The following is a 24755-nucleotide window of genomic DNA, read 5'->3' as shown; positions in this document are numbered from 1 at the left end:
GCTTGAGAAAAAGCCAGATATTCTTGATCGCTGCTCCGCAATCTAACTATCATTCTTTCTCTCCGCCAAGGATCAGATAGGTAGTCAGAACGAGTCGCTGGTTAAAGGCCTCTCTTATTGCCTCTTCTGTGGCAGCATTGGTTCCGTTTTTTTAGTGTTTCCGTTTTTATGTTATGAGCACACTTCTTTCCGTCCGTGACCTAGCGAAATCATTCCCTTCAAATGTGCTGTTTGAAGGTCTATCGCTGCATGTTGGTGATGGTGATCGGCTGGGGCTTATTGGCCCCAATGGCGCTAGCAAGTCGACACTACTCAAAATTCTGGCCGATCTTGAAGAACCAGATGAAGGCGAAGTTAATAGGCGTCGCGGATTGCGCCTCGTATATATCGAACAAGATGACGTGTTTCCCGACGGGGCCACGCCAATGTCTGTGATTCGGGAAGCGTTGAAATCTGAAGTTAATGATCGTGTTGATACCGAATCATTGGCAGCCATCTCATTGTCAAAGCTCGGATTTGAGGATTTTGATCGCCTTGTCAGCACCTTGTCAGGAGGATGGAAAAAACGTCTCTCTATTGCGCGTGCACTTTGCCGTGAGCCTGATGTCTTGATGCTGGACGAGCCAACAAATCATCTTGATCTTGAGGGGGTGTTGTGGCTTGAGCAGTTTGTTTTGCGATCTCGAATTGCCATGCTATTCGTAACCCATGATCGTCAATTTTTAGAGAATACGGCGAGTCGGATCGTGGAGCTTTCGCCGGCTTATCCGGGTGGTATTTTTGAGGTCGTGGGTAACTACACTGAATTTGTCAATCGCAAGGAAGCATTTCTTGATGCGCAAGAGGCTGCCGAGTCAGCATTGGCGAATAAAGTGCGTCGCGATACAGCTTGGTTGCGGCAGGGGATTCAAGGGCGGCAAACTCGCAACAAGACACAAGTACGTGACACGGTGAGTCGCCGAGCTGAATTAAAGGCGACCAAAGAAAGAAATGCAGCACCAACTCGTGCGACAACGATCGAGTTTCAGGCGACTGAGCGAAAGACAAAGAAACTTCTGGCATTACATAATGTTGCCAAGGCAATGGGCGAAAAGAAGTTATTTGATTCCCTAGATCTCACGTTGACGCCTGGGCGTCGCATTGGGCTTCTCGGTGTTAATGGGGCTGGCAAGACTACGTTGTTGCGGCTGATGTCTGGTGATTTGAAACCTGACTCAGGCACCATTAAGCGTGCCGCAGATTTGCGAGTCGTCACGTTTAGTCAGCATCGTGACATGCTTGTGCCGACGCAAACATTACAGGAAGCACTTTGTCCTATCGGTGATATGGTTGATTATCGTGGCAAGCAGGTGCACGTGAGTGGTTGGGCGAAACGATTTCTGTTTGACAAATCTCAATTGACGACCTTTGTCAGTAATCTCTCAGGCGGTGAACAAGCACGGGTATTGATTGCTAATTTGATGTTGAAGCCAGCTGACGTTCTATTGCTTGATGAGCCAACCAATGATCTGGATATTCCGTCCCTTGAAGTTCTTGAGCAGGCTCTCTTGGAATTTCCAGGGGCGATGGTACTTGTGACACACGATCGATTCATGATGGATCGAATTGCCACTGAATATGTCGGTATTGACGATGGTGGTAACGCAAGAGAGTTTGCAACGCGTAAGCAGTGGATCACATATCTGAAGAAAGGTGGTTCCTCGGGTGCGGCCGCGGTAAAGAAAGATAAGGAGCCTGCCCCAAACGTTGTCAATACAAGTAAGAGAAAACTTTCGTACAAAGAGAAGCGAGAGTATGAGGGAATGGAAGCAGCTATCTTGACTGCAGAGGCTGAGCTTAAGCAGTTAGAAACAGCAGCGGCAGATCCGTCGCTGGCAAAGAATCATAAGCAATCTTCTGAAACCTTTCAGGCGTTATCAGCAGCGCAAAAAAATGTGAAGGCGCTTTACGCTCGATGGGCAGAGCTTGAGAGCATCTGAGGTTTTTAAAATACAAATGCGATCAGCGTGATTGCTATGGAAGCGGCAATGCTTTTCTTTGGTTTTTGTAACACGGCCCCGGTTTTAGAGCCGGGGCTGTGTTTCTTTTGTGGCTTAAGCAAGGCCGTCAGTTTAAATTTCGGCGGCTTCTTTTTCAGGTATTCGGAAGAGTGTCTTCATCTGATTGTTGTAGATGATTAGGCCGCCACCATCTTCATGCGCAGTAAGCCCTGCAAGGATTCTCTCGTCATTACTCATGATGACCAATCCACCACCATTCTTTCCAGAAGTAAGGCCTGCAACTGAATTCCCTTTCTTATTGAAGATGTTTAACTTCCCGCCATTGGTGCCAGCACTGAAATGTCCAACAGCCTTGCCTTCTTTATCGATGACCTCAAACTTTTTTGCCTGAATCAAATCAGGAATGTCTTGCACACTTGTTGTAGCCAGTGCAATGCCTGCTACAAGTAAACAGGCGAAGCCGTAAACGATGCGTTTGAGTGTTCTCACCTGACCTTCGAGCGATTCAATACGTTTTTCTGAGTTCATTGCTTTGCTCCTGCAGGGGTAAATCCCGTTGGCCTCTCGTCCTTGTTGGCGATGTTCAACACGCCACCCTTTGGTGTTTGCAACACCGCACTGGCTGCTATGGAATCTGTGTTGCAGTCATTTCCAAAGTTTATCAGAAGAAGCGAAAAGTCATCAGCGTCAACATTAAAATCGCCGTTGAAGTCAGCGGAAAGCCCAATGCCTACTTCACCAAACTGAATAAGTAGTTCACTAAAATCTTCTATATCCACAACTTGATCCTGATTGGTATCGCCTTCGCATCTAATTGGTCGGGCCCATATTTCAACGTCATCAAGATTCCAGCCTGAGTAGTCCCACGCGGCGCTCGATACTTGGTAAGACCATTTGATGTAGACAGTTGGTTGATTGTCCGCAACAGATGAAATATCAAAAGTCCATTTTGTCCATTGGTCTTCGGTAATTTCATTAACGTTGCCGTTGTTCCACAGTTCAGACCACTTCTCACCGTCGTAACTGATATGGATCCAAGAGTACACCCATGGTTGCCAGTCGATATTGAGCCAGCGTTGGAAGTGTAGTTCGCTAGAGACAAATCCAGTGCAATCGATCGGACCTGCAATGAGCTCGTAGGGGCCGCCGATCTCGACAGAATAGTCGCCGGCAAGATTCATGCCCATCACATTGTCGCCGGTATGTCCGCTGGTTGGATCTGGCAGTCCAAATGATCCACCAAGTCCCTGCGGCTGTCCAAATTCCCATTCGCCATTGCGAGTCCACCCAGGATCGTTGTCCATGTTCCAGTTGTGTATTCTCGAGAGATCTGCGATGGCCGTGGCGCTTCCTGTGATGATGAGAGCGATGAAGAGCATTGCTCCTATCGTGCTGGAATTCACTTTCATGTCTTGGTGCTCCTGGTTTGAGGTGGGACACGGAATATTGGCAAGAAATGCGTCATGTTGTCATGTAGGACGCCATTGCTGTATCTAGGCAGTTGCGTTGCCGCAGCTATAGGAACATCTTGAAATCACAATTCAAAGATGTCACACAGCTCGGCTATTTTAAGAATCGTCTTGTTACTAATTCTTTTCGTTACTTTGAGGTGCTGAGAAGATTGTCTTGTTGGTGTTGTCGCGGATGCGCAAGACGCCACCATCTGGAAACCCACTAAGTGTTGCAGCTGGCTTCTCGTTCTTGTTGTTGATGAAAAGCCTGCCACCAAGTGGAGTCGCATTCAGTAACGCACCGGTTTTCCCATCCTTGTTGGCGATGTTCAACACGCCACCCTTTGGATTCGTAGCAAGTCCCGCGACTTGCTTTCCATCCTTGTTACGGATGGACAACAGGCCACCATTGAAATCTGAATCGAGTAATACGCTGACGTCCCCATTTTCATTGAGTGTCATCAACATGCCACCATTTGAGGAGTCTGAACCGAGTGATACGCTGGCTTTCCCATTTTCATTGAGTGTCATCAACTTGCCGCCATGGGGGGCAGCGGTCAGTATTGCTGCACGTTGGCCATTCTTGTTGCGAATGGCCAACACGCCACCGTCAGGGCCAGCACCAAGTCCTACAGCAATCTGTTGATCCTTGTTATTGATCAAAAGTCCACCACTGCCGTCGTCATTTCGGCCAAGTATCGCAAGTGTTTTTCCTTCATCATCGACAAGTTTGAATTCTCTTGCTTTTACGACATCAGTGGCGTCTTGGATGCTTGTGGCTGCAACGGCAATACCGGCAGCAAGTAAGCACATTCCTCCAAACATCACGAATTTGAGGGTTCTCACTTGCCTCTGAAGTATCGCGATCTCGTCCTTATTACCTGTTTGGTTAAAACTCATCTCTGAATGCTCCTTGAGGGGGTGTCAACTAAGCATGGTCTCTCTTTATGCAAATGACATGAGACCTCACATATCTTGCAATGAAGGAGGCATTTTTGTGACTATTTTTAAGCAAGAAAAACCCTTCAGGATGATGCCTGCAGGGTAATTTGTTTGAGGGCGATAATGGGATTCAGATCAATGAGGGTTCTTTTAGGCCATCACTTCTTTTTGTCCTTCTTTTTCCCATCTGGATTAAGCAAGGCGCCCGCGATATCAGTTGCTCCAATAGCGGCGGTGCCGACATTTTTCATTTGGTGTTTGGCCGTCTTGCCAACGTCTTCGAGAGCGCTGACACCCTGGCTGATGCGGACTACAAATATAATCTGAAGCACAACTAAGCAAGCGACGAGCACCACCATAATCCACTGATAACCACTCCACGAACCTCTTGTCTGCTCTGACATACTGGCTCCTTTACTTCGTTTGGGCTCGATCGAGCCAGCCTGTATTTGTTGGCAATGATGATACTGCCTCTCAACGTCATCTCATAGTAATTGAATGGCTTGGAGTGCGGCCATGTTTGGCATCAGTAGGGCCCACCTAAAGTTGCTCAAAAGGAGGTTTTATCACTTCAGATGGATCCTTATAAGCGTCCGAGAACAAGCTTGTTCTGTTAAATTAGCCACTGGTAGAATTCGACCATCGGAGGAGTTTACTGTGACAAGAAAGGCGCTCTACTTCTGGTTGTTTGTATTCGTTGAGGCGGCGGTCTTTGCCGGCTTACTGATCTGGATCATTGAGACCAATAGTCCTGTGGCAGTCACGCTGCTCATAATTGATGCCATAGCGATGATCCCGATCATGGCTTGGCTTGCTTTCTGCTTACTGTGGAATCCAATGGTCGATGTCTATTTGCCTCAGAAACCGAACCCCAATTCGGTCCATCGAAGCTACCAAAGTTTCTCTTTAGGTGTGGTCAATATGGGGCTGAGCATTCACGCAGCAGCTGACTCAGAGCACTTACATCTCAGGCCTATTAAGTTGTGGCGTCTTCTAGGCGCTCATTCTTGTAGTATTCCATGGGCAAGTATGGATCCGATGCACAATTCAAAAACAGCGGCTAGGGTTGATGGTCGATTTGTGATAAGAGGTCCTCTTTGGTGTATGCAACTCATGTCTCCAGAGGAAAGCAGTGATTAAAGTGAGCGATCTGTTGAAAGAGATTGAGCTTGCGCGGCAGCGTATTGCGCCATATGTCGTACGAACTGATTTGATTGAATCAAATGTCTTGTCAAAACGATTGGGCTGCCGTGTATTGCTGAAGCTTGAGAACTTGCAGCACACCGGATCATTCAAGGCTCGGGGGGCTCTGAATAAGTTGCTTAGTCTGACCGATGAACAACGATCTTGTGGGATTACGGCAGCATCGACAGGTAATCACGCTTTGGCGGTCGCGTATGCGATGAAGGTGACCAGTACGAATGGCACACTTTATATGCCGACGACAGCGGCTCAGGCAAAGGTCGATAAGTTGAGAGATGCTGGTGTACAGATTCAGCAGATTGGCGAAGATCCGTTGGAGTCTGAATTGAAAGCGCGTGATGTGGCGAAAGAAGAGGGCATGACTTATGTCTCTCCTTATAACGATCTGCAGGTGATGGCCGGACAAGGAACCGTTGCCTCTGAAATCCTTGAGCAGGAACCGGGTGTTGACGCCATCGTTGTATCAGTTGGGGGCGGGGGATTGATTGGTGGCATGGCCGCGGGTGGAAAAAAGCTTAAGCCAGGCCTTCATGCGGTTGGCGTCGTGCCTGCCAATAGTCCAGCAATGTATGACGCCGTACGAGCAGGGCATATTGTTGAATCTATTCTGAAGCCCACGCTTTCCGATGGAACGGCAGGTCGTCTTGAAGAAGGTTCGATCACAGTGGGTCCATGTGCCGAATTTGTTGATCAGTGGATTCAGGTAGAGGAAGAAGAAATCGCCCAGGCCATGGCAATGGTCTTCGACCAGCACGCGATGCGTGTGGAGGGTGCTGCTGGCGTCGCGGTTGCAGGGCTTACACAGATAGCGGACTCATTTGCAACAGATGCGGTTGTCGCTGTGGTGATCTGCGGCGGAAATGTGGCCCCTGCCTAATCAGAGGCAGGCTTGTAGTCACTTTGATAGCGAACTTGTAGGCAGTTATTGAACATGTTGAGCATGTTGATGTATCCAAGAAGCAGGGCGAGTTCTGCAATCTGTGCTTCTGTAAAATGAGTCCGTAGCTCATCAAATATGTTATCTGCGATCGCATTGCTGTCCTGCATTGCTGCAGCCACAAATTGAAGGGCTGCTCGTTGAGCTGGTGTCTGCGATTCACTGTCGAGAAGCATGTTGATCGGATCATCGCTAATGCCAGCATTGCGACAAATATCAACGTGAGAATTGAGGCAGAACTGGCAGTTGTTTGATTGTGATGCCTTGATAATCACGAGTTCTTTTGTGGTCTGATCAAGTGTGCCGCCAGGGTAGACAGCCTGGCTTGCTGCTGCCAGAGTGCGAAGTCCACCTGGAACCATGGAAAGTGCTTGGAGCATTTGCACTGGATCTCGCCCTTGGCTGACCAGGGCAGCGCTTTCAGCAAAGACAGGGTCATCCTTGAATGGCTGGAATTCTTTTTTTGCAACATCCTTGTTCACGGTGATTCGCATGACTCGTTCTCATTTTTCTTCAGTTGTGACATCGCCTGTTCTTGGTCGAGGTAGTGCCACATAGTCAATGCCTGCTTCACTAAACATCTCGATCGCTCCGCTAAGGCTTGCGGCCCATTGAGGGTCAATCGTCTCTTCCTTCCAGGTGACAACCCGAGAGATGCCCGCTTGGACGATCGCAATAGCGCAATGCGAGCAGGGGCTGAATGAAGCGTAGAGCGTGGTGCCTGAACAGGCGGTTCCACTAAAAGCACATTGGACGATCGCATTCATCTCAGCATGGCAGATCAGGTCATACTTGGCGGGGCGTTCAAGTCGCTCTGGCAGATCTTCAATTCCACGGGGGAGTCCATTGAATCCAGTTGCGCAGATTTGCTTGGCTGGATTCACAATAACGCATCCGACACCGCGGCTCGGATCCTTGCTCCATGTAGCGATGGAGTCTGCCAGGGCCAAGAAACGAATATGCCATTTGTCAGACATTTGCTGCAGTGTAGTGTGATGGTCGGGGTTCGGTACAATCTGGTCATGCGAAAATTAATCTTGCTACGGCATGCGAAGTCGGACTGGGATGATGAAACCCTCTCTGATCATGATCGACCTCTTGCGGCTCGAGGTATACGTGATGCCCCGCGTATGGGCCTCTTGCTTGCTGAGAAACAGCTCATTCCGGATCTCATCATCAGCTCCACAGCCTGTCGGGCCCGGACTACGGCACATGCGGTGGCGGAGTCAGGTGGATTCGATGCTCGTCTCATGGAGACAGAGTCTTTGTATCACTCTTCGCCGGGGCAGATTATTTCAGTGCTCAATCGCGAGGCATCAGATGAATCATGCGTCATGCTAGTTGGACATAATCCAGGTATGGAGATGCTTGCAAGTAGTCTTGCTGGGTCCTATCAGGTCTTCCCGACGGCAGCGATTGGCGCCTTTGATTGTGATGTTATGGATTGGGGTTCGTTTGATCTGGGAGATCCCGTTCGTCTGATCGGTCTCTGGCGACCGAAGGAAATTTGATTGGGGCCTGGCTTTGAACGCCAGTCATTATGTTTGGGTGTTAAAAAACATCGGCCTCCCTTGGAAGGCCGATGTCTCTTGGGTTTCGCTCCGTTAGATCCTGTTAGGTATGGCTTATGAGCCAGATCTAAAACGGTGCGGCTCTCAACTCTTGAGCCCCCCTTGAATTTGTTAGAGGCTGGCGCCCCAGTTGACGAGTAGTGTGGAGAAATCATCAGTGTCTACGTCTCCGTCATCGTCAAAGTCAGCACTGCAGCCTCCCTTACATGCGCTTCCGTATTCGAGGAGTAGTACTGTGAAGTCTGAGAGGCCCACGAAGCCGTCACCATCTGCGTCACCCATCAACATTGGGTAGACAGGTGTTCCGTCGAGGCAGTCAATCCAAAGTTCTTCACCGCCGATACCGATAGACTTGACGGGGCCGAGAATGTGGATTTCACCAGCGTCGTTTCCATTACCACCGGCATAGACGTCGAGGTAGCAGCCGCCGAGTGTGAGGCCGTCAAGATTACGGATATCGGGTACGGCGATGAAGTTGCCGTTGATGAGGAATTCAACACCACCGCCATACTCACCGAAGCGTAGTTTTGCGTCCTGGTAGTGAAGGGCACCAGTTGAGGTCAGGTCGATATTTGCCGTGATATTATTGAGGTGGATCTCGTAATCTGCTCCTAAGGCCTGATTGTCAAAGAAGTCTGGAAGGCTATCACGGCCATCTTGGATCTCGGCATAGCCGGGGGCGCCTGATCCAAAGTAAGGCGAAAGCTGTACTGCCAAGCCAAGAGTCGTTACCAAATCACCAACGTTGTAGGTGCTTCCTAATGGTAGGTCGTCCCAAAGTCCATCGGTACAGGGCCGCACGCCCATGTCGACCCAAACATGTAGGCCAGTGATTTCCAAATCGTTTACATCACCAACAAGGCGTACCAGGGCGGGATTGCCATCAGTGCCTCCTGAAACCACATCAATCATGACGCCGGCAGCTCCAGTGCCATTGAAATCAATGACATCAGGATGAACCTGGTTGTACATGCCGAGTGAATTGGAGAACCTAATGCGTAGTTCACCTCCGTATTCTCCTATGTAGAGCAGTAGATTTCGTTGTGGTCCGGGAACCCAGCCACCAGACGAGTCGAAGTCGTAGTGGAGGCCTGCATTGTCAAGATGTACTTCTTGGTTGTGTCCACCAGATCGTCCACCTGGCTCAATGAACACGCCGCCCCAGTTCAAGGTTCCTGAAGAATCAAGAAAAGGTTGGTAATTGAAGGCCACACCTTTTGAAAGGCCTGTCATTGGAATGGGACCAAGAATCAGGTCTTCATGGTGAGGTAGTTGAGCCGAAACGGTACCAGCAATGGTCAGGGTTGCTGCCGCGGCAAAAAGTTTTGTTGTCTGAGTTGAAAAGTTCATTTGGTTAGCTCCTGCTTTTTAGTGTCCTGTTCAAAAGAGGTAGCGAGGAAAGCGACTGTTGGGGGCAAACATTGTTGTGCTTGACGCCTTTGAATTTATGTTATGGGTCCCAAGTGGCGTTTTTGGGCGATGAGGTCTCTTTTGGGCGCCTCTGTGACACATGAATTCATAGAGATGGAACGCGCTGTCCGATGGTGGGTGTTCGATAGAAGGCCATTGCCTAGAACATTGTCATGAGCCAGCAAGGAGCTATTTGAAATGACATTCCATCCACACAGATTTGCGTCAATCACCGTGATTGTCATGACTTTCTCAATGACAATTCTGTTAGCGAGTTGTGGCGATCATCAGATGAAATCGAGATCACTGGTCGTGGGGGCGACGCCAATTGACGTGACTATTGACGCATCACTTAATCAACCAGTGATCTTCAAGAATACCGGTTCGCATGTGGTGCAAATAAAAGCAACCGACCCAGAAGGCAATCAAGATGTCTTAATATTCCTAGGGCCAGGCCAAACTTATCAGGCGGATCCGAGCAATGTTCGGGGCGTCCAGGTGAGTCAAGAAAAAGCGGATGGCCGACTGGAAATAAAGACTGAATATCCCAACAAGGTAACCATTAACTAGACAGTGGTTGGTTCCTTGGTTCCGGCCTATTGATTCTCATCTGGTTCTGGATCCTCATCCAAGATATCCATCAATTCGTCGTCTGGTGATGGAGGCGTGTCAGCATCATCTCCAGTCGAGGGTGTGGATGCTGGTGCCGTCGTTGGGCTTGCTTGAGGTTCACTTTCATCAGAAGCATCAGTGGTTGGCAATTCTGTTTGTTCCGATTGCATTTCTTCATTCAGCTCAGAGATCGTCTGTTCCTGGTCGCTTTGAAGATCGGCTTCCTCAGTTTCGTTCGTCGGGGCGGGTGTCGCTTCCGGTGCAACGTATGAGGGCGTCGTCATTGGTGGAGTCCAGGGGCCTGGCTCAACGACAAGCGCGCCTACAGATTGATCAGGTACGGTGGGATTGCGTTTGACGAGTAGGTGGGCATCGCGACCTTCTTTCCAAAGGGTTGCGGTTGCTTCATCCTGGCTGCCGTCGACATTGATCATCGCCCAGCCTTGGCCTTCGAATTCGACGACAGCAGCATCGATAGAATCCAACGCGTTGTGGGAGGTACCTTCAAAGTGAACGTGGCCGATGAGGCCTTTTTGTGAGCTGGAGTACTTCGCATTCAGCTTTACTTTGTGCATCCCGGGAATAGGGGGGATATCCGACCCCAAGACCGTATGAGTATTGCATCCAACTATTAGAAATGAAATGATCAGTAGCAAACTCATGGTCACAATACGCATGGCAACGCTCCTTTAGCAATCAAGTTCGATGGCAGCATACCCTTTAGTGGCGGCAAAGGTCAGGCAGTATCGAGAGGCGGCAGCAATTTAGTGTCGAGGGGTTCAATTTGTTGATCACTTTTAGCCTTGGTGATGCGGTAGGCCTTGGCGCTAGGGGTGGTTGTGATGACCTCAGCAATCTGTTCATCACGATAAAGCACACCACATCTGTCGTCAGCAGCAATTCCATTTGGAAACCCGCCAGCAATCGCGGCAAGATAAGCTGGTCTACGATGATGCTCACTATCGAAATGGGGACACGCGCTACCTGGCAGCAGCCCAAGGCCATCGCGGATTGGAGCGGAGGTGTTTTTCAGATAAGAATCAGTCATGCCAGCCTGGAACCAGCAGATCATGCCCGCACTGACCCCGCCGAGCACGACGCCAGAATGATAAGCTTCCTTAAGGACATGGTCGACGCCATGTGCTCGCCAAATAGCAAGCATATTGACGGTGTTCCCGCCGCCAACAAAAATTGCATCCGCTTTTAGGATCGCAGGGCGAAGTTGCTCGTGCTCGCGGCGGAACAAAGAAATGACATCAAGCTGGACTGGAACTTGGCTCGCCCATTGCTTCGCCATTGATATTGAATGCTCCGCATCTCCGCCGGCGGTGGGGAGAACGGCCAGTCGGGGCGTTCTCTTGCCAGTGAGCTTGGCCATGAATCGTACAAATCGTATCCAATCGCCTTCTTGTGGACATCCACCAATTGCCAGAATGTGACGGTGCATTGATGTCAAACTGGTCTCCGATTCGTTATGAGCTATCTGTCTGTACCGTAAACAAGCTTGCGTACGGCCTCTTCTTGGTCCGGCGGGTAGAGAATGAATGCATGATCGCCGGGTTCAAGTACGGTCTTGCCGCGAGCGGCAAAAATCTTGGGGCCACGCATGATCATCATCACATTTATGTCTTCTGGAAGTGGGAAGTCTCGCAGCTTAACACCAGCGGCGGGCGAATCTTCAGTAATAAGGAATGTTTGTTGATGTCGATCGAGTTTATCAATGGAGAGGATTTCGATTTCAGCAACTGGTTGTCGTGGAGTGTCGTTTCGAATGCGTAATATTCTTGTGATTGGTCGGACAAAGGCCCCAGGCACAATACAGCTTACAACAACTGCAAAAAACACAAGGCCAAAAAGTTCTTTCATGTTTTCGCTATGTTCATGGGCAGCTTGGATTGATAGTACTGGGATGATTGCGAGGATAATTGGGACCGCGCCTCGCAATCCTAAAAAACTAACTGCAAGCCGTTCATTCCAGCGATAGCGAAAGGGCAACAGGCACAGAATGACTGATGTGGGTCTAGCAACGAATGCAATAAAGAGGCCCAGCAGTGTGCCTGGAATAGCAACGGATCCTAGGTTTGAAGGTTTAATTAGTAGTCCAAGCACAATGAACATTGAGATTTGACCAAGCCAGGCCAATGCATCATGGACACGGAGTAAGACTGACTTGAGTGGAAGGTGCCCACTTGCGGCAGTAATGCCTGCAATATAGACCGCCATGAAACCACTCCCTTGAAGGACTGATGCAAGCCCATATGAGGCCAATGCCATGGCGACCGTACGCACGGGGTAAAGCCCGAGCATCGGAAGGCGAATCCAGTTCATAATCTTTCGATGGATAAATCCGACATAGAGTCCAACCGCTGCACCAATAATGAGCTGATAGAAAATCAGCCCAATGAGCCACCATGACAAGTCCACACTGCCAATCACCCATTCGGTTAGTGCAATCACCAGAATAAAAGCCACGGGATCATTAAGCCCTGACTCAAGTTCAATGGTGTGGCTGACCCGTCCCTTTAGCCTGAGCCCCTTGAGCACAGCAAAGGTAGATGCTGCATCGGTTGAGGCAACAATGGCGCCGAACAGTAATGCATGTTTCCAGCTTAGGATATCGAACCAACCAAGAACGAAGAAGGCGCCAGCAGCAGTAATAGAAGCGACGCCTACAACGCCTGCAGTAGCCAGTACGACGCTTGGGGCGAGGCTGCGACGGACAGTCTTGAAGTCAGTATTTAATCCACCGTGGTAGAGGATGAGGATGAGCGCCATGACGCCGACCCAATAGGCCGCATTGTAATTGGCAAATTGGATGTGCCCGAGCCCATCCTGGCCCGTAAGCATTCCCAGTCCCAGGAATAATAGTGAGATTGGAATTCCCGCCCAAGAACTCAGGCGGCTTACAGAACAGCTGATGCCGAGGAGCAGCCCCAAGGCGAGCGTCACGTAGGCAATATTAAGGAACTGTTGGTCCATTGAGTTGGCGCCATTAATGATTGGCTACATGAGTGCTGTGCTGTCCCATCCGTCTGGTCCAGAAGTCATCGATAACTGCGCAATGACCAATGCTCAAGGCCATGCCGGCATGAGTGAAGCGTCTGAAAAGCTAAAAACCGAGGGGTCTTACTTGACCGTAACGGTGTACTTAAAGCCCTTGTCTGCGTCGTTCGAGGTAGAAGACTTTCGGTAGCTGTAATTGACGGTGTACAAGCCGGGGCCATACGTTTCCCACTGGAAAACATCTGTTCCTTCTGCGCCAAGAAGATCAGAGTTCGGTGGTTCGTAGTTATGGTTGATGGGCCTCATCATGTTGGGGGTGAGAGGTCCCATACGCACCCAGCGATATCCTGTAGATGGATTCGATGGGAGTCTGATTTCTAGAATCTGCCCCTTCTCCATAATCGTACCCTGATCATTTGCTGCAGGTCCTACGGTGAGATTGGGCTTACTTGGTTTGTTCTGGCAGGCGGCCGTAAAAAAAGCTAACAGGCCCATCAAGACAATGACGTTGCTCGTCCGTACGACTTTGGAAATATGCATATTTTCGCTCTCCATTCGATGACAAAGGTAGGTCTATTTCAGGCACAAACTAAGTCCAGGGCAGGTATGGGGCAAGTTTGGGCTATTTGCAGTGCCTTTTTGGGCCAATTGGCCTCAAAAGTGCCATCTGCGTGTATTCCAGCAGCCAATGATCGGACGATATTTCCATATTGAGTGTCGAAGTTTGCAATGGGCCGTGGTACCAGGCCGTTGAAGACCGTACGATAAATGACTGAAACCTTTAGGAGGGTGAGAGATGACCATATTGCGGATTCCCCGCCAATATCATGTTAAGCGATTTGCGAGCTTGTTCTTTGGCACTTTGTGGATGGCGACAGCCGCTTCGGCTGATTTGCCCGCGTTCGATTCGGTATCGGATGGATATGAACGCGTTATTTCGACGGCCAGTGGCAAAGATTCACTTTATGGCCTCTATCTTAATAGTGAAGACCACCAGCTTTTGGCTGAGCTTCCAGCGGACTGGAAGAACCAGAAGTACTTTGTCGCTTCAACACCTGCAAAGGGCGTCATCTTTGCAGGTCTTCAGGGGCCAGATCGCTATGTCTTTTGGCGTCGTTATGGAGATCGTCTGGCACTGATCTCGCCGCAGCTCGATATCAGAGCTGATGGTGACGAAGCCACCGAGCGATCTGTCAAGCGCATCTTTACTGATGAAGTCATTCTTGAGGTTCCAATTGTGGCGATGGGTCCAAATGGCCAGCCCGTGATCGATCTTGATGAAATACTGATCAACAAACCTAGTGCGTTGGGTGGTCGTAGTCTGAACAAGCGTTTGACTGAGATTACCAAAGCCAAGGCATTCCCAGACAATATTGAAGTGGCCGTTGAAGGCCCTGATTCGAGTGGTGGCTATCGAGGCATGCATTACTCGATTAGCTTGATTCCTGATGACACTGGTTACAAGCCGCGCGAAGCTGATCACAGAGTTGGTTATTTTCTGACGTCTTATCGAGATTTGGCTCGCTATGGCACCGATGAGAATTGGACAAGGTATATCAACCGTTGGGATCTACAAAAAGCAGATCCAAGTCTCTCAGTCAGTCCACCGGCAAAGCCAATCGTTTTTTACATCGAGCACACGACCCCTGTTCGTTATCGCCGTTGGGTGCGTGAGGGCATTTTGTCTTGGAATAAGGCATTTGAGGCAGTTGGCATTGCGAATGCGATTGAGGTCTACCAGCAAGATGCACCTACTGGAGCACACATGGATAAAGATCCAGAAGATGTGCGTTATAACTTCATTCGTTGGCTGAATAACGATGTCTCTACAGCGATTGGCCCCAGTCGTGTTCATCCATTGACTGGACAGATTCTCGATGCTGATGTGGTATTGACTGATGGTTGGATTCGTGCGTTCTATTCGTGGTACGAAGATCGACCACAGGAACAAGCCACCAGTCTTACGCCAGAGGCATTGGCTTGGCTTGAGGACTATCCACAGTGGGATCCACGAATCATTTTGGCCGAGCCAGAAAAGCGAAGAGACATTTTGGCGGAGCGTGAAGCAAGGCGAGCTGCCGGAGATTTGGATCCAAGTCGATCAGAGGCGGATCCACTGCTTGCGGAAAACGTGGAGCAAACAGCTATCAGTACTTGGTTAGGTGATGATTGCCAGCACTGCATGGCAGCCCACAACATGGCAGTTGACATGGCGTTTGCTCATATGGAGCTTGATGCAATGGGTGCACTCGAAGAGCCTGAAGGCGATATGCTCGATGGCATTCCAGAGTGGTACATTGGTCCCCATCTCTCAAATTTGGTCGCCCATGAAGTGGGGCACACCATCGGCCTGCGACACAATTTCAAAGCCTCATCGCTCTATACGATGGATGAAATCAACTCCGAAGAAATCAAAGGCAAGAAGCCAATGGCTGCTTCGGTGATGGATTACCTGCCATCCAATTTCAATACGAATCCTGATGCGATTCAGGGCGATTACACCATGATTGATATCGGCCCGTATGACATGTGGGCAGTTGAGTATGGCTACACGCTTGATGATCCCAAGGACGTACTGTTACGCGTTGGTCAGCGAGAGCATGCGTATCAGACCGATGATGATACGTATGGTCCGGATCCTCTGGCTCGCCGATATGACTTTAGTCGCAATCCAATCGACTATGCCAATTCACAAATGGATCTCATTCAAGAGCACCGAGCTCGGTTGCTTGAAGATGGAGTGAAAGATGGTGAGAGTTGGCAAAAGGCACGTAAAACATACAACGCTACGCTTAGTCGTCAGCGTCGAATGATCGACATGATGGGCAATTGGGTTGGGGGTACACACGTGGCCCGCGTCAATAAAGGTGATGAGAATACCGGGGCGCCACTTGAAGTTGTTGACGTTGAGCGACAGCGTGAAGCACTTGCATTCATGATGGAGAACGCTTTCCGAGATGAGGCATTCGGCCTTTCGCCTGAACTTGTCAATATTTTGACCGTGGAGAAGTGGGGGCGTGCAGGAGGCGTCTCGGGTGATCCGACACTGCCAATTCATGATCGTGTTTCGGGGACGCAGAATACGGCCTTAACGCTCATTCTGAATCCAAGCACGCTTGAGCAAATCCGTGACAATGAGTTGCGTACGCCTGCTGATCAAGATGCACTCACTCTTCCAGAGGTTTTTGATGCAATGATGCTGGAGATCTACTCGGAAGTTGACGTTTCAAACTTGGATGACGGATACACCAATCGTCAACCAATGGTGTCAAGTTTGCGTCGCAATCTTCAATCAGGGATGACAGATCGCTTGATCGCGATGGCGACTGGTAATGCCAATGTCAGTACGGCGACCCGTCAATTGGCACAGGCAAATCTACGAAAGCTCAATGAGAGGCTCAAGGAAATCAATCTTGCCATGGATGAAGATTCGATTGACGCGTACTCAGCGGCTCATCTTGAGGACCTGAAGATTCGTACTGACCGAGCACGTGAGGCAATTTACCTGAGCCAGTGATCCAGCTAGCGGCAGGATGAAGATGGCGCCAGATGGCTGCTGGATTGTGTCGAAGAGCCCTTGTGGCTCCACATATCCCATTATTGGGCTGGCATTGTGGCGAGTTCGGCATCAGTCTGCCAAGTGATCTCATTGCTCTGGATCGTTCGCCTCCAACCAAATCGAACTCAGCCCGTGTGAGGATCGTATTAAAGTTGGTACGCGGGTTTCTAGAGCTCAATAAGAGAGCATCAAAGGACCTATTATTTATCAGGGACGCATGCTGATAAGGAGAGGTTTGGGTGATTAGAAAAGACGGTCAAGCAGGTTTGAGAAGTCGTGGTCTGTTGTGTATTGCATTCTTGGCTGTCGGTGCTGGGGTATGGCCAAGTCTTTCGGCTCAAGCTGAAATTCCAGATGCGGCGATCCAGCGCCATCTTGATGTGCCAGCCAATATTGATTTAATCACTCCCGCTGATCATCGTCAGGTTACGCAGCTCGAACAAGCCATTAAGCAGGCCGCAGCATCAACACTTCCGTCGGTTGTGGGGCTGCGAATCAACTTGCCAGGCTCAGTCCGTGGTGGAACAGGCGCCATTATTTCGTCTGACGGGTACATCATTACCGCTGCCCATGTGATTGAGGAGCCAGGGCGTCGCTGCTGGGTCTATCTGGCTGACGGAACAGCGCTCCGTGGTCGGACGCTCGGGCAACATATGGAAGGTCCAATTGACTATGGGCTGATCAAATGCGATCCAAAGGGAGCGAAGCTGCCAGTTATCAATTTTGGAAACAGTGATGCATTAGAGCAAGGACAGTGGGTTCTATCCCTCGGTCACACACTTGGTATTGAGACATCGCCTTTTCGCCCACCAAGCGTACGTGCTGGTCGGGTCATGACCAACTTTGGTCCGCTTGTCGAGACCGACGCGACTTTGAATGGTGGTGACTCGGGCGGGCCGCTGATTGACTTGCGTGGCAATCTTGTTGGCATCAATGTGGCAACCGGTGATTCTCCAGATGAAAATTCTTCAACAGCAATCAATATTACAAAGGGGTTTATTGGCCGGCTCAAGGATGAGATACGATTAGGTCGAGAACTCTGGCCTAACGATTTTGGGACTTCAATTACGAATGCCTACAGCCTTCTTGACCAGGGTCGTTTTTCTGAGGCCCAGCTCGCTTTTCAAGATTGCATTGACGCACAGCCACATCTTGGGGATGGGTATTACCATCTGGCATGTTGCTATGTGAGACAGGGAACCAATTCAAAAGATGAAATACAGCAAGAGCAATTCCATGATCTTGCGTTAGAAACCCTTGAGGTTGCTGTCGCCAGGGGATGGGCTCAAATTAATCACATTGCGAGTGATCCGGATATGCAGCCGATCCGGATGAGCCGCCGTTTTCGTGACATCCTCAATGTGGTTCGGCGCAATTGTGGCCAACAAGCAAGTCTTGGACTTGAAGGCGTCGCAGATGAGGGCGGCCTACGCATTACGCGTCTGGATCCATTTGGAACCGCTCGGGGAGCGGGCGTCGATATTGATGATGTGCTTCTACTGATTGGTGGCCAGCGAATACGAAACCTTGCTGACTTGAAAGCTGCTGAGTTGTCTTACCGGCCTAATGATGAGATTACGTTGACTGTCAGCCACGCGGAAAAACGGAGCGTGATTGAGTGCAAGATGGGTGGGCGTTGGCCTGAGTCCAGTTTTAGGAAACGAGTTTCTAAGGACGACTTGAACTTTCGGGAGGCGATGCTTTCCAAGACGGGAACCATTTCTGATTCGGTCGTACAGGTAAGCCGTGGTGGAAGCACAATTGGTTACGGTCTGGCTGTTCATCGTGATGGGTTTATCGTTGGGAAGTACTCAGATCTTGTTTTTGGTGACGAGCCATTAGTCGTCATTGGTCCAAATGGTCGAAGGTTTGATGCGCAAGTCGTTGCACATGATAAGGATCTCGACCTTGGTTTATTGAAGATTGAAACAGAGAATCTAAAGCCCATCATCTTTGCAACCGGCCAAAAACCTGAGGTTGGGAGTTTTGTATTTGCAGTTGGCAATGCTGCCACGCCACTATCGGTAGGCGTGCGATCGCTAGGAGATTACATATCGAAGATCGGGCGGTCGGACCGCCCCTTCCTTGGTGTCGTGCTGGCCAGAGGCGACTCAGAAGGCGTTGAGATCATCTCGGTTCGTGAAAATACTGGCGCCTCCTACGCACGTTTGCGTGCTGAGGATGTGATCACCGCTGTTGATGGTGTTGAAGTTAAGACACGTCAGGGGCTGATTGATTTGATTCGCGATCGCGCCATTGGCGAAAAAGTTGAATTGAAGTTCACCCGCAATGGAGTAACGAAAACAGTGACAGCGTCGTTGGGTCGACTCCCAGGCGTTGGTGCAGATGCAGGTGGGGCGCCGCGAAAAGGCCATCGGGCATTAAGCAGGCGTACGAGTGGCTTTGGCCGTGTGATTCAGCATGACGGAATTGTTTATCCCGAGCAGTGTGGAAGCGCTTTGGTGGATGTTGAGGGACGGGTTATAGGAATGAACATCTCCCGTTCAGATCAGACAAAAACCTACGCGCTTCCGGCGGATGTACTTCACAAAGCGACCAAGCGGCTGATCACAGAAGCATCTGCATATTGAATTGTCTGATCAGACGGCTCAAAATAGAGTTCATCAACTGAGGTCGGCACCTTGCTTTACATAGAACGCGGCAAGACTTTCGCGTCGGGGTGCCTCATGAAAAGCTGCGATTGTTGGAGACCAGGTGCGGCCTGATGCGCCACGCTTTGTGTAGTAGTCAGACATCTGTTGGTCATAGCGAGCAACCAGGTCCAGCATCTCTTGATCAGTGGGGTATTGGTCAGTGAAGAGAACAGCCTCAGCGGGTAATCTGGGTCGTTTGAATGGTTCTTCTCCCGGGTGCCCGACACATAAGCCAAAGAGCGGGTAGACGCCTTCTGGAAACCTCAGCAGCTTGCCCACTTTAGGAAGATCATTGCGTAGCCCGCCGATGTAGCAGATGCCCAGGTTCATTGACTCAAAGGCAAGTGCAAGATTCTGAGCAAAGAGGCTGGCGTCAATGACGCCCACAAGAAAACCTTCTAGATGGGACTCATATTTCTTTTCTGCTTGTTTGGCAAGAAGACGATGCCTTCTAGAGTCAGCGCAGACAATGAAGAATGCCCCGCAAGCCACGACCTTTTCTTGATTACCACAGAGCTTAGATAGATCGGAGCGTACGTTGTGGTCGCGAATTTGCAGAATGCTGTAGGCCTGTACGTTCGAACTGGTTGCGGCTTGTTGGGCAGCTTCTACCGCCTGGGAAATGGCTTCCTGGGGTACCGGCTCTTCTGTGAATTTTCGAATGGAGCGATGTTTGGCAATTTGATCAATCGTTGAATTCATTGATGCATATTACTGCAAATCAAATTCGCCAAGATAGTCATACTTATCACAGTTAATGCCTTTGGCCCAGCGACGTGAGCATTGATGCATACATTTGTGACGCGATTTAATCTGAGTCGATGCCCACTCACTCCTGGGCTGTGGCAACACGAACTCAACAGGGCCTGCAGCAGTCAATGCCGTCCAATCAAGCCCCATGCTATAGAAGGGGTTGATAAATCCGGCCGCATCAACATTGGTAGGTGGTATGGCTATTTCACCATCGCCAGGCCGCGGCGTAGGCATCTTGTTAATTTCTGACTCATCTAGGATGCCATCCTTATTAATGTCGAACCTCTGAATCAACCGGGCGCCATTTGGCCCCAGTTCTTCCAGACTCAGTGCGCCATCTCCATTTTCGTCTCGGTCCATAAGGTGTGGCCGCCTGTCTGTGGGATTACGGTGTCCTCTATCTGGTCCACGCCACCGGCGCGGATTTCGGTCGCTGCCTTCATGAGTGTGTGAGCCTGGTTCGTAGTACACGTCTTCTTGTGGGCTTGCGTCTATGCGCTGAAAGACAATCTTCTGTGGATGTCCTGGTTTGGCAGAGTCGCTCCACTGCAAGGTGAATTTCTGCGCAACACCAGTGTCAGGGTGCGACCACATTTCGATTCGATCGGGACCACTGCCACTGGTGCGGTTTCCAATGAGATGCTGCCATGAGACGCGGTCGTCAGTTGACAGTCTTTGTGAAGAAATGAGACTTAGGTCGTAGTTGTCGCCAAGGCGGTTGAGCACATTCTCGACGGTTAGGAAGGGGATGGAGATATCACTGTCTTTGATCAATAGATCTTGAAGACCACGTCCATGGTCTTGGAGGATAGCTTGGCCATCAGGGCGCACGATCCATGACTGCTCTCCATTGTTTCCGATCACAACGGGGTGGCCACGATGGTTGATAAACCGTGCTACATACATGTTCCCACGAAGATCTAAATGCACGGTTGTGACTGGGCCGGCAGGGTGCGGCATTGCATGCTCCATCGTAATGACATAGCTACGATCGAGGAGTTGTTGGTCAGCTTTTATCGCAGCTTCAACAGTGGCAATAGCAGGTTGACTCGAGTTTGACAGGAACCATACACCGCATACGATTAAAAAAGCTGCTGCGATCGAAGATGAGAGCAGATATAAGCGACTTCCGATGCGCCCTGCAAGAAGTGGCTTCGTTTGTTCATCGTATTGTAGTTGTTCCGCAGTTGATGCAATGTTGTTGTTTACAGCATCCCGGTCACCAAACCAGTGCTGTAGAAGGGCATGCATGAGTTGTTGGTCAGCAACATGATCAATCTCTTGAGGGGTCGGTTCATCTGTGGGCATATTCTGATCGGTGCCATCAATCAGCTCACTCCATAAGGCTGGAGGTGTCGGAGGATTTGTGTGATCTTCATTGTTCATGCTATTTCCCTGGCCAGTACTTCTTTTCGCTGCATGCATTCCAGTAGCTGTGTGCGTGCTCTCTGGAGTCGTTTTTTTGTTGCTTCTTGAGATATGCCTAGTTGTCCAGCAGCTTGCAGCATGCTGTGGTCATTGAGGTATCGAGCTGAGATCGCCGTTCCTAATTTTTCAGGCAGGGACTTTATGCAATCTCTTAGTTGTTCAATTGATTCATCAAAGCTGTGCCGCGAACTTTCATCAAGCTGATTCATCTGTTGGCTAATACGCTCAAGAACTGGTTGATCAATAAGCATGAAATCGCGCTTGGTTTTTCGGAAGTGGGCCATCACTAAGCGGGCCCCGATTCCACGCAGCCAAGGGCCAAAGGGGCGGTTACGGTCAAAGTCATCGAGCCGGCGCCATGCGGTCAGCATGGTTTCTTGGAATAGATCATCGACGACCGCTGAGTCGCGGACCGTTGCCCTGAGAAAGATCATGAGCCGGTCAGCATTCTCGCGCATGAGGATTTCAAAGACAGCTTTTGGATCTCTTGATGGAGCGGAGTCTTGCATGCTTTAGAGTGACCTTTAATCATCATAGGACGCTTCAAGAAAGTGTCTCGCCCCCACTTATTGTCTCTCGTGGTGTTTTGAGGGACTAGAACTAGGTTATTTGGTCAAAATCGAGATAAAATTCTCATTGAGCAGTATCAAATTGGGTTTAGGTTGTCCCCTTGGCCAGATATGAGACAATCTTAATTGAGCGGAAGCTCCCTTGGGAGTCCCTCGTCTTACAGCCTGTGCTTTTTATTTTTCTGGAGCCCATATGTGTGGAGTTCCAAAACTTCATTGAGCGATGGCCTTGAGTATGGCAAGTATCATGAAATTCTTCTATTCAAAACCGCCGAGCTGGCAAAGTAAGCCCAGATTAGGCAGGAGCAGTTAAACAATGCGACCCGTTTTAAATTTGAATTCAGTACGTAAGAGTCTTGGCTTGACCATTTTGTCAGTTTCGATCATAGCTGGCTTTGCCCATGGTCAAGATCGTGGAAATCGCCAAGGTCAGAATGAGCGTGGTGACCGGCAGCCGGGTGGCAGAGGTATGGGTGGCATGAATCGAATGCCTGGCCTTACTCAAATCGTTGGTGATGAGATTTTTCGTCCCACGTACATGGTCAGAGATCTCAATATCTACACAACAGAGCTAGGGCTTGATCGTGACCAGCAGTCCATGGTGAAAACACTGATTGAGGATTATGACGCAGCCTTTCGTGTCAATGTTGATGAGATTCAAGCTGAGCTACAGGATTCTCGCCCCGACCTAGAAAATGATCCAGAGGTAGAGGAACGGCGAGAAGTATTGCGCGAGCGATTTCAAGAGGTTCGTGCAGATATTGAAGAGCAAATCGAACAGATGCGAGAAGCCGGTGAGATCGACGGTGATGATCGCTCTGCGACTCGGGAATTATGGCGATCACGTATGAGTGATATGCGTACGGAGATGCAGGAATCGATGTCAGAGTTCATGCAAACAAATCGTTTCAAAACGATGTATGCAGAAGGGGCAAGGATTCTGTCAACTTGGCTGGCGTTGCGAGATCAACTTGATACTGAGTTTCAATCAAACCTATCTGTCGTGCTGACTGAAGAGCAGAATATGATATTGCCCTCAGCCAACCGAGAAGTACGCCGGGTTAATTCTGCTGGACGCGGTCGTTTTGCTGGCGAGGGAACGAATCTCGTGAACGTCCTTCGAGAAGTGGGTGTTGATGAAACTGGCGGTGATATAGAGTTGGCAACTTCTTTGAGCACCTATATGTCTGATCTGGATGACGCGATACAAGCCCGTAATCAATTATTGATTTCTCAGGTTCCAACTTTACTTAATGCGTTGGAACGATCTGCGCCAAAATCAATTGAACGCTTGGTGCGAGAGCAATCCGCGATACATCAGAGTGTCCGTAACGTGCAAGATCAGTACATTGTGATGATCGCGATGCAGCTTCCAGAGGATAAGGCAGCAGCGTTTTCGCAAGAGGCTTTGCGAGCTGGCTACCCAGATATTTATTCGCCAATCGGCGCCCAGCGAGCATTTGATGCTGCCAATAAACTGAGCGATGTTGACGATAATAAGCGTGAAGCAATCGCTGCTCTCACCGAGCAATTTATGGTTGACCTTGCTGTTAACAATGAGTCAATCTTAGAGTTGACTCGAGTAGCTGAGCCTGAGGAATTCCAGGAACGTACTGCTCGACGTTTGGTGATGTTGGCAGGCGAGTCAATGGAGCGAGATGACGATTCGACTGGTGACCGGTTGAATGAAACATACCGGGTCCGGTACGACAGTGGGAAAGGCTATCTTGAACAGCTCGCAATGATTTTGACAGAAGAGCAGTATGCCTCATTGCCTGGTACAGATGAAAGATTCACCCGCGGCAGAGGAAACAACCGTGGTTGGCAGCAGGGCGGGGCAAATTACCAAGAGATGATGAAGCAATATGACAAGAATGGTGATGGTGAACTTGACGATGAGGAACGGGACGCGCTTCGTCAGCAAATGAGAGAGCGGTTTAATGGCGGCGGTCGTGGTGGCGAAGGCGGCGGCGGTCGTGGCGGTCGTGGCGGCCGTGGTGGTGAAGGCGGCGGTGGCCGTGGTGGTGAAGGCGGCGGTGGCCGTGGTGGTCGTGGCGGAGTTGAAATCTAGACTGCTCTTAATGACGAGTTATGTTTCGCGATCGTAGATGCGGTCGCGAAGAATCGAAGTGATGTCGTTCTTGAGACGGGAGTTTGGTTTGCGTGTATCAAGTTTCTGGTTTGCAGTGATGATTGCTGCTCTTCTTCCATTAGCAAGCTGTATAACGCCTGGTCAGATTCCGACTGAGCCCCAACCATTGCCAGAGATTGTTGTAGAGCAATTCATGCAAGCTTTGGCAAGTGGAAATGATTCACGGGTCCATTCACTTATGGATCATCGTCAGGCTGGTCAGCAGTTATCTCAGACAGAGTTAGACGCGATCACTCATAGATGGAGCGCCAATGGTGGTTCAGGCGATGTGATGGGCGTAAAAATTAATGGCCATAGCGCTGTGGTGGCTGTGATGCGTATGACTGCCGACGGGCAATTTACTTCTGATCTAACACCTGTTTATCTCAATGAGATAGATGACCTCTGGCGTATCTCGCCACTGGTGACAAAACCAAATTTAGATTCATCAGAGACTGATGCACTTGAGAAGTGGTATGTCCGTGAGAAAGCGTCTCTCACGCATGATGTCTCTGAACAAGATTGATACTGT

The 24755-nt window shown here is 49.8% G+C and carries 23 protein-coding genes; 9 read left to right on the top strand and 14 right to left on the bottom strand.

The genetic code is table 11. From position 1 onward, the window contains the following. The first annotated feature begins 173 nt into the window (after positions 1–173). Positions 174–1979 (top strand): ABC-F family ATP-binding cassette domain-containing protein, encoded by a 1806-nt coding sequence (locus P8J86_09110; GenBank protein MDG2054854.1) that lies wholly within the window; start codon positions 174–176, stop codon positions 1977–1979. Between the two features lie 132 nt (positions 1980–2111). On the opposite strand, the gene P8J86_09105 is transcribed toward P8J86_09110, so the two are convergent. From P8J86_09105 to P8J86_09090, 4 genes are all read right to left on the bottom strand, one after another. Beyond that, positions 2112–2528 carry a hypothetical protein gene (locus tag P8J86_09105; protein MDG2054853.1) on the bottom strand — a complete coding sequence of 139 codons (417 nt, stop codon included), beginning with the start codon at positions 2526–2528 and terminating at the stop codon, positions 2112–2114. Beyond that, positions 2525–3409, bottom strand: coding sequence for a hypothetical protein (locus tag P8J86_09100; GenBank protein ID MDG2054852.1), 885 nt, complete (start codon positions 3407–3409; stop codon positions 2525–2527). The genes P8J86_09105 and P8J86_09100 overlap by 4 nt, the downstream gene beginning before the upstream one ends. A 177-nt stretch (positions 3410–3586) precedes the next feature. After that, complete coding sequence (locus tag P8J86_09095) at positions 3587–4351, bottom strand: hypothetical protein (protein ID MDG2054851.1); 765 nt, start codon at positions 4349–4351, stop codon at positions 3587–3589. 200 nt (positions 4352–4551) lie between these two features. Continuing rightward, positions 4552–4797, bottom strand: a complete 246-nt coding sequence (locus tag P8J86_09090; GenBank protein MDG2054850.1) for a hypothetical protein — start codon at positions 4795–4797, stop codon at positions 4552–4554. Between the two features lie 253 nt (positions 4798–5050). On the opposite strand from P8J86_09090, the gene P8J86_09085 reads away from it, so the two are divergent. Further along, a complete protein-coding gene (locus P8J86_09085; protein ID MDG2054849.1) occupies positions 5051–5533 on the top strand; it encodes a hypothetical protein in 483 nt (160 codons plus the stop codon). A 1-nt stretch (position 5534) separates the two neighbouring features. Then, on the top strand, positions 5535–6473 hold the full coding sequence (locus P8J86_09080; protein ID MDG2054848.1) for a pyridoxal-phosphate dependent enzyme: 939 nt from the start codon (positions 5535–5537) through the stop codon (positions 6471–6473). On the opposite strand, the gene P8J86_09075 is transcribed toward P8J86_09080, so the two are convergent. Next, positions 6470–7027, bottom strand: a complete 558-nt coding sequence (locus P8J86_09075) for a carboxymuconolactone decarboxylase family protein (GenBank protein ID MDG2054847.1) — start codon at positions 7025–7027, stop codon at positions 6470–6472. The two genes, P8J86_09080 and P8J86_09075, sit on opposite strands and share 4 nt — an antisense overlap. A 9-nt stretch (positions 7028–7036) precedes the next feature. Beyond that, complete coding sequence (locus P8J86_09070; protein ID MDG2054846.1) at positions 7037–7510, bottom strand: dCMP deaminase family protein; 474 nt, start codon at positions 7508–7510, stop codon at positions 7037–7039. Between the two features lie 45 nt (positions 7511–7555). Between P8J86_09070 and P8J86_09065 the strand changes: the two genes are divergently transcribed. Then, positions 7556–8044 carry a histidine phosphatase family protein gene (locus P8J86_09065; protein MDG2054845.1) on the top strand — a complete coding sequence of 163 codons (489 nt, stop codon included), beginning with the start codon at positions 7556–7558 and terminating at the stop codon, positions 8042–8044. A gap of 171 nt (positions 8045–8215) precedes the next feature. On the opposite strand, the gene P8J86_09060 is transcribed toward P8J86_09065, so the two are convergent. After that, a complete protein-coding gene (locus tag P8J86_09060; GenBank protein ID MDG2054844.1) occupies positions 8216–9454 on the bottom strand; it encodes a hypothetical protein in 1239 nt (412 codons plus the stop codon). 258 nt (positions 9455–9712) lie between these two features. Between P8J86_09060 and P8J86_09055 the strand changes: the two genes are divergently transcribed. Further along, a complete protein-coding gene (locus P8J86_09055) occupies positions 9713–10084 on the top strand; it encodes a hypothetical protein (protein ID MDG2054843.1) in 372 nt (123 codons plus the stop codon). Positions 10085–10110: 26 nt separating this feature from the next. On the opposite strand, the gene P8J86_09050 is transcribed toward P8J86_09055, so the two are convergent. From P8J86_09050 to P8J86_09035, 4 genes are all read right to left on the bottom strand, one after another. After that, positions 10111–10803, bottom strand: coding sequence for a hypothetical protein (locus tag P8J86_09050; protein ID MDG2054842.1), 693 nt, complete (start codon positions 10801–10803; stop codon positions 10111–10113). A 59-nt stretch (positions 10804–10862) separates the two neighbouring features. After that, a complete protein-coding gene (locus P8J86_09045) occupies positions 10863–11573 on the bottom strand; it encodes a peptidase E (GenBank protein ID MDG2054841.1) in 711 nt (236 codons plus the stop codon). A gap of 32 nt (positions 11574–11605) precedes the next feature. Continuing rightward, entirely contained in the window at positions 11606–13105 is a 1500-nt protein-coding gene (locus tag P8J86_09040) for a potassium/proton antiporter (GenBank protein MDG2054840.1), read from the bottom strand. Between the two features lie 147 nt (positions 13106–13252). Next, positions 13253–13669 (bottom strand): protease inhibitor I42 family protein, encoded by a 417-nt coding sequence (locus P8J86_09035; protein MDG2054839.1) that lies wholly within the window; start codon positions 13667–13669, stop codon positions 13253–13255. Positions 13670–13925: 256 nt separating this feature from the next. Here P8J86_09035 and P8J86_09030 point away from each other — a divergent pair, with 256 nt between their 5' ends. Together P8J86_09030 and P8J86_09025 are read left to right on the top strand one after the other, a co-directional pair. Continuing rightward, positions 13926–16646: a zinc-dependent metalloprotease gene (locus P8J86_09030; protein MDG2054838.1), complete on the top strand. Its 2721-nt coding sequence runs from the start codon at positions 13926–13928 to the stop codon at positions 16644–16646. Positions 16647–16927: 281 nt separating this feature from the next. Then, a complete protein-coding gene (locus P8J86_09025; protein ID MDG2054837.1) occupies positions 16928–19279 on the top strand; it encodes a trypsin-like peptidase domain-containing protein in 2352 nt (783 codons plus the stop codon). Positions 19280–19312: 33 nt separating this feature from the next. Here P8J86_09025 and nfsA read toward each other — a convergent pair whose 3' ends face one another. Genes nfsA through P8J86_09010 form a run of 3 tightly spaced genes read right to left on the bottom strand, consistent with a single transcriptional unit; the run spans position 19313 to position 22032 of the window. Beyond that, the gene (nfsA, locus tag P8J86_09020; GenBank protein MDG2054836.1) at positions 19313–20044 is read right to left on the bottom strand and encodes an oxygen-insensitive NADPH nitroreductase; all 732 of its coding nucleotides are present in this window, start codon (positions 20042–20044) and stop codon (positions 19313–19315) included. A 9-nt stretch (positions 20045–20053) separates the two neighbouring features. After that, a complete protein-coding gene (locus tag P8J86_09015) occupies positions 20054–21481 on the bottom strand; it encodes a hypothetical protein (GenBank protein ID MDG2054835.1) in 1428 nt (475 codons plus the stop codon). Then, positions 21478–22032 (bottom strand): sigma-70 family RNA polymerase sigma factor, encoded by a 555-nt coding sequence (locus tag P8J86_09010; protein ID MDG2054834.1) that lies wholly within the window; start codon positions 22030–22032, stop codon positions 21478–21480. Before P8J86_09010 ends, P8J86_09015 begins: the two co-directional genes overlap by 4 nt. 376 nt (positions 22033–22408) lie before the next feature. Here P8J86_09010 and P8J86_09005 point away from each other — a divergent pair, with 376 nt between their 5' ends. Next, on the top strand, positions 22409–24163 hold the full coding sequence (locus tag P8J86_09005; protein ID MDG2054833.1) for a hypothetical protein: 1755 nt from the start codon (positions 22409–22411) through the stop codon (positions 24161–24163). A 61-nt stretch (positions 24164–24224) separates the two neighbouring features. Continuing rightward, positions 24225–24749: a hypothetical protein gene (locus tag P8J86_09000; protein MDG2054832.1), complete on the top strand. Its 525-nt coding sequence runs from the start codon at positions 24225–24227 to the stop codon at positions 24747–24749. Positions 24750–24755 lie beyond the last annotated feature (6 nt).

Source organism: Phycisphaerales bacterium (assembly GCA_029268515.1).
Taxonomy (GTDB): Bacteria; Planctomycetota; Phycisphaerae; order Phycisphaerales; family SM1A02; genus JAQWNP01.
Note: the sequence above shows the minus strand (reverse complement) of the source record. Positions and strands in the feature narration are given on the sequence as shown.

What these genes read in the sequence shown, in the direction of transcription:
- P8J86_09110 (MDG2054854.1), top strand. Translation starts at nt 174, where the DNA reads ATGAGCACACTTCTTTCCGTCCGTGACCTAGCGAAATCATTCCCTTCA.
- P8J86_09105 (MDG2054853.1), bottom strand. Translation starts at nt 2,528, where the DNA reads ATGAACTCAGAAAAACGTATTGAATCGCTCGAAGGTCAGGTGAGAACA.
- P8J86_09100 (MDG2054852.1), bottom strand. Translation starts at nt 3,409, where the DNA reads ATGAAAGTGAATTCCAGCACGATAGGAGCAATGCTCTTCATCGCTCTC.
- P8J86_09095 (MDG2054851.1), bottom strand. Translation starts at nt 4,351, where the DNA reads ATGAGTTTTAACCAAACAGGTAATAAGGACGAGATCGCGATACTTCAG.
- P8J86_09090 (MDG2054850.1), bottom strand. Translation starts at nt 4,797, where the DNA reads ATGTCAGAGCAGACAAGAGGTTCGTGGAGTGGTTATCAGTGGATTATG.
- P8J86_09075 (MDG2054847.1), bottom strand. Translation starts at nt 7,027, where the DNA reads ATGCGAATCACCGTGAACAAGGATGTTGCAAAAAAAGAATTCCAGCCA.
- P8J86_09070 (MDG2054846.1), bottom strand. Translation starts at nt 7,510, where the DNA reads ATGTCTGACAAATGGCATATTCGTTTCTTGGCCCTGGCAGACTCCATC.
- P8J86_09065 (MDG2054845.1), top strand. Translation starts at nt 7,556, where the DNA reads ATGCGAAAATTAATCTTGCTACGGCATGCGAAGTCGGACTGGGATGAT.
- P8J86_09060 (MDG2054844.1), bottom strand. Translation starts at nt 9,454, where the DNA reads ATGAACTTTTCAACTCAGACAACAAAACTTTTTGCCGCGGCAGCAACC.
- P8J86_09055 (MDG2054843.1), top strand. Translation starts at nt 9,713, where the DNA reads ATGACATTCCATCCACACAGATTTGCGTCAATCACCGTGATTGTCATG.
- P8J86_09050 (MDG2054842.1), bottom strand. Translation starts at nt 10,803, where the DNA reads ATGCGTATTGTGACCATGAGTTTGCTACTGATCATTTCATTTCTAATA.
- P8J86_09045 (MDG2054841.1), bottom strand. Translation starts at nt 11,573, where the DNA reads ATGCACCGTCACATTCTGGCAATTGGTGGATGTCCACAAGAAGGCGAT.
- P8J86_09040 (MDG2054840.1), bottom strand. Translation starts at nt 13,105, where the DNA reads ATGGACCAACAGTTCCTTAATATTGCCTACGTGACGCTCGCCTTGGGG.
- P8J86_09035 (MDG2054839.1), bottom strand. Translation starts at nt 13,669, where the DNA reads ATGCATATTTCCAAAGTCGTACGGACGAGCAACGTCATTGTCTTGATG.
- P8J86_09030 (MDG2054838.1), top strand. Translation starts at nt 13,926, where the DNA reads ATGACCATATTGCGGATTCCCCGCCAATATCATGTTAAGCGATTTGCG.
- nfsA (MDG2054836.1), bottom strand. Translation starts at nt 20,044, where the DNA reads ATGAATTCAACGATTGATCAAATTGCCAAACATCGCTCCATTCGAAAA.
- P8J86_09015 (MDG2054835.1), bottom strand. Translation starts at nt 21,481, where the DNA reads ATGAACAATGAAGATCACACAAATCCTCCGACACCTCCAGCCTTATGG.
- P8J86_09010 (MDG2054834.1), bottom strand. Translation starts at nt 22,032, where the DNA reads ATGCAAGACTCCGCTCCATCAAGAGATCCAAAAGCTGTCTTTGAAATC.
- P8J86_09005 (MDG2054833.1), top strand. Translation starts at nt 22,409, where the DNA reads ATGCGACCCGTTTTAAATTTGAATTCAGTACGTAAGAGTCTTGGCTTG.
- P8J86_09000 (MDG2054832.1), top strand. Translation starts at nt 24,225, where the DNA reads ATGTCGTTCTTGAGACGGGAGTTTGGTTTGCGTGTATCAAGTTTCTGG.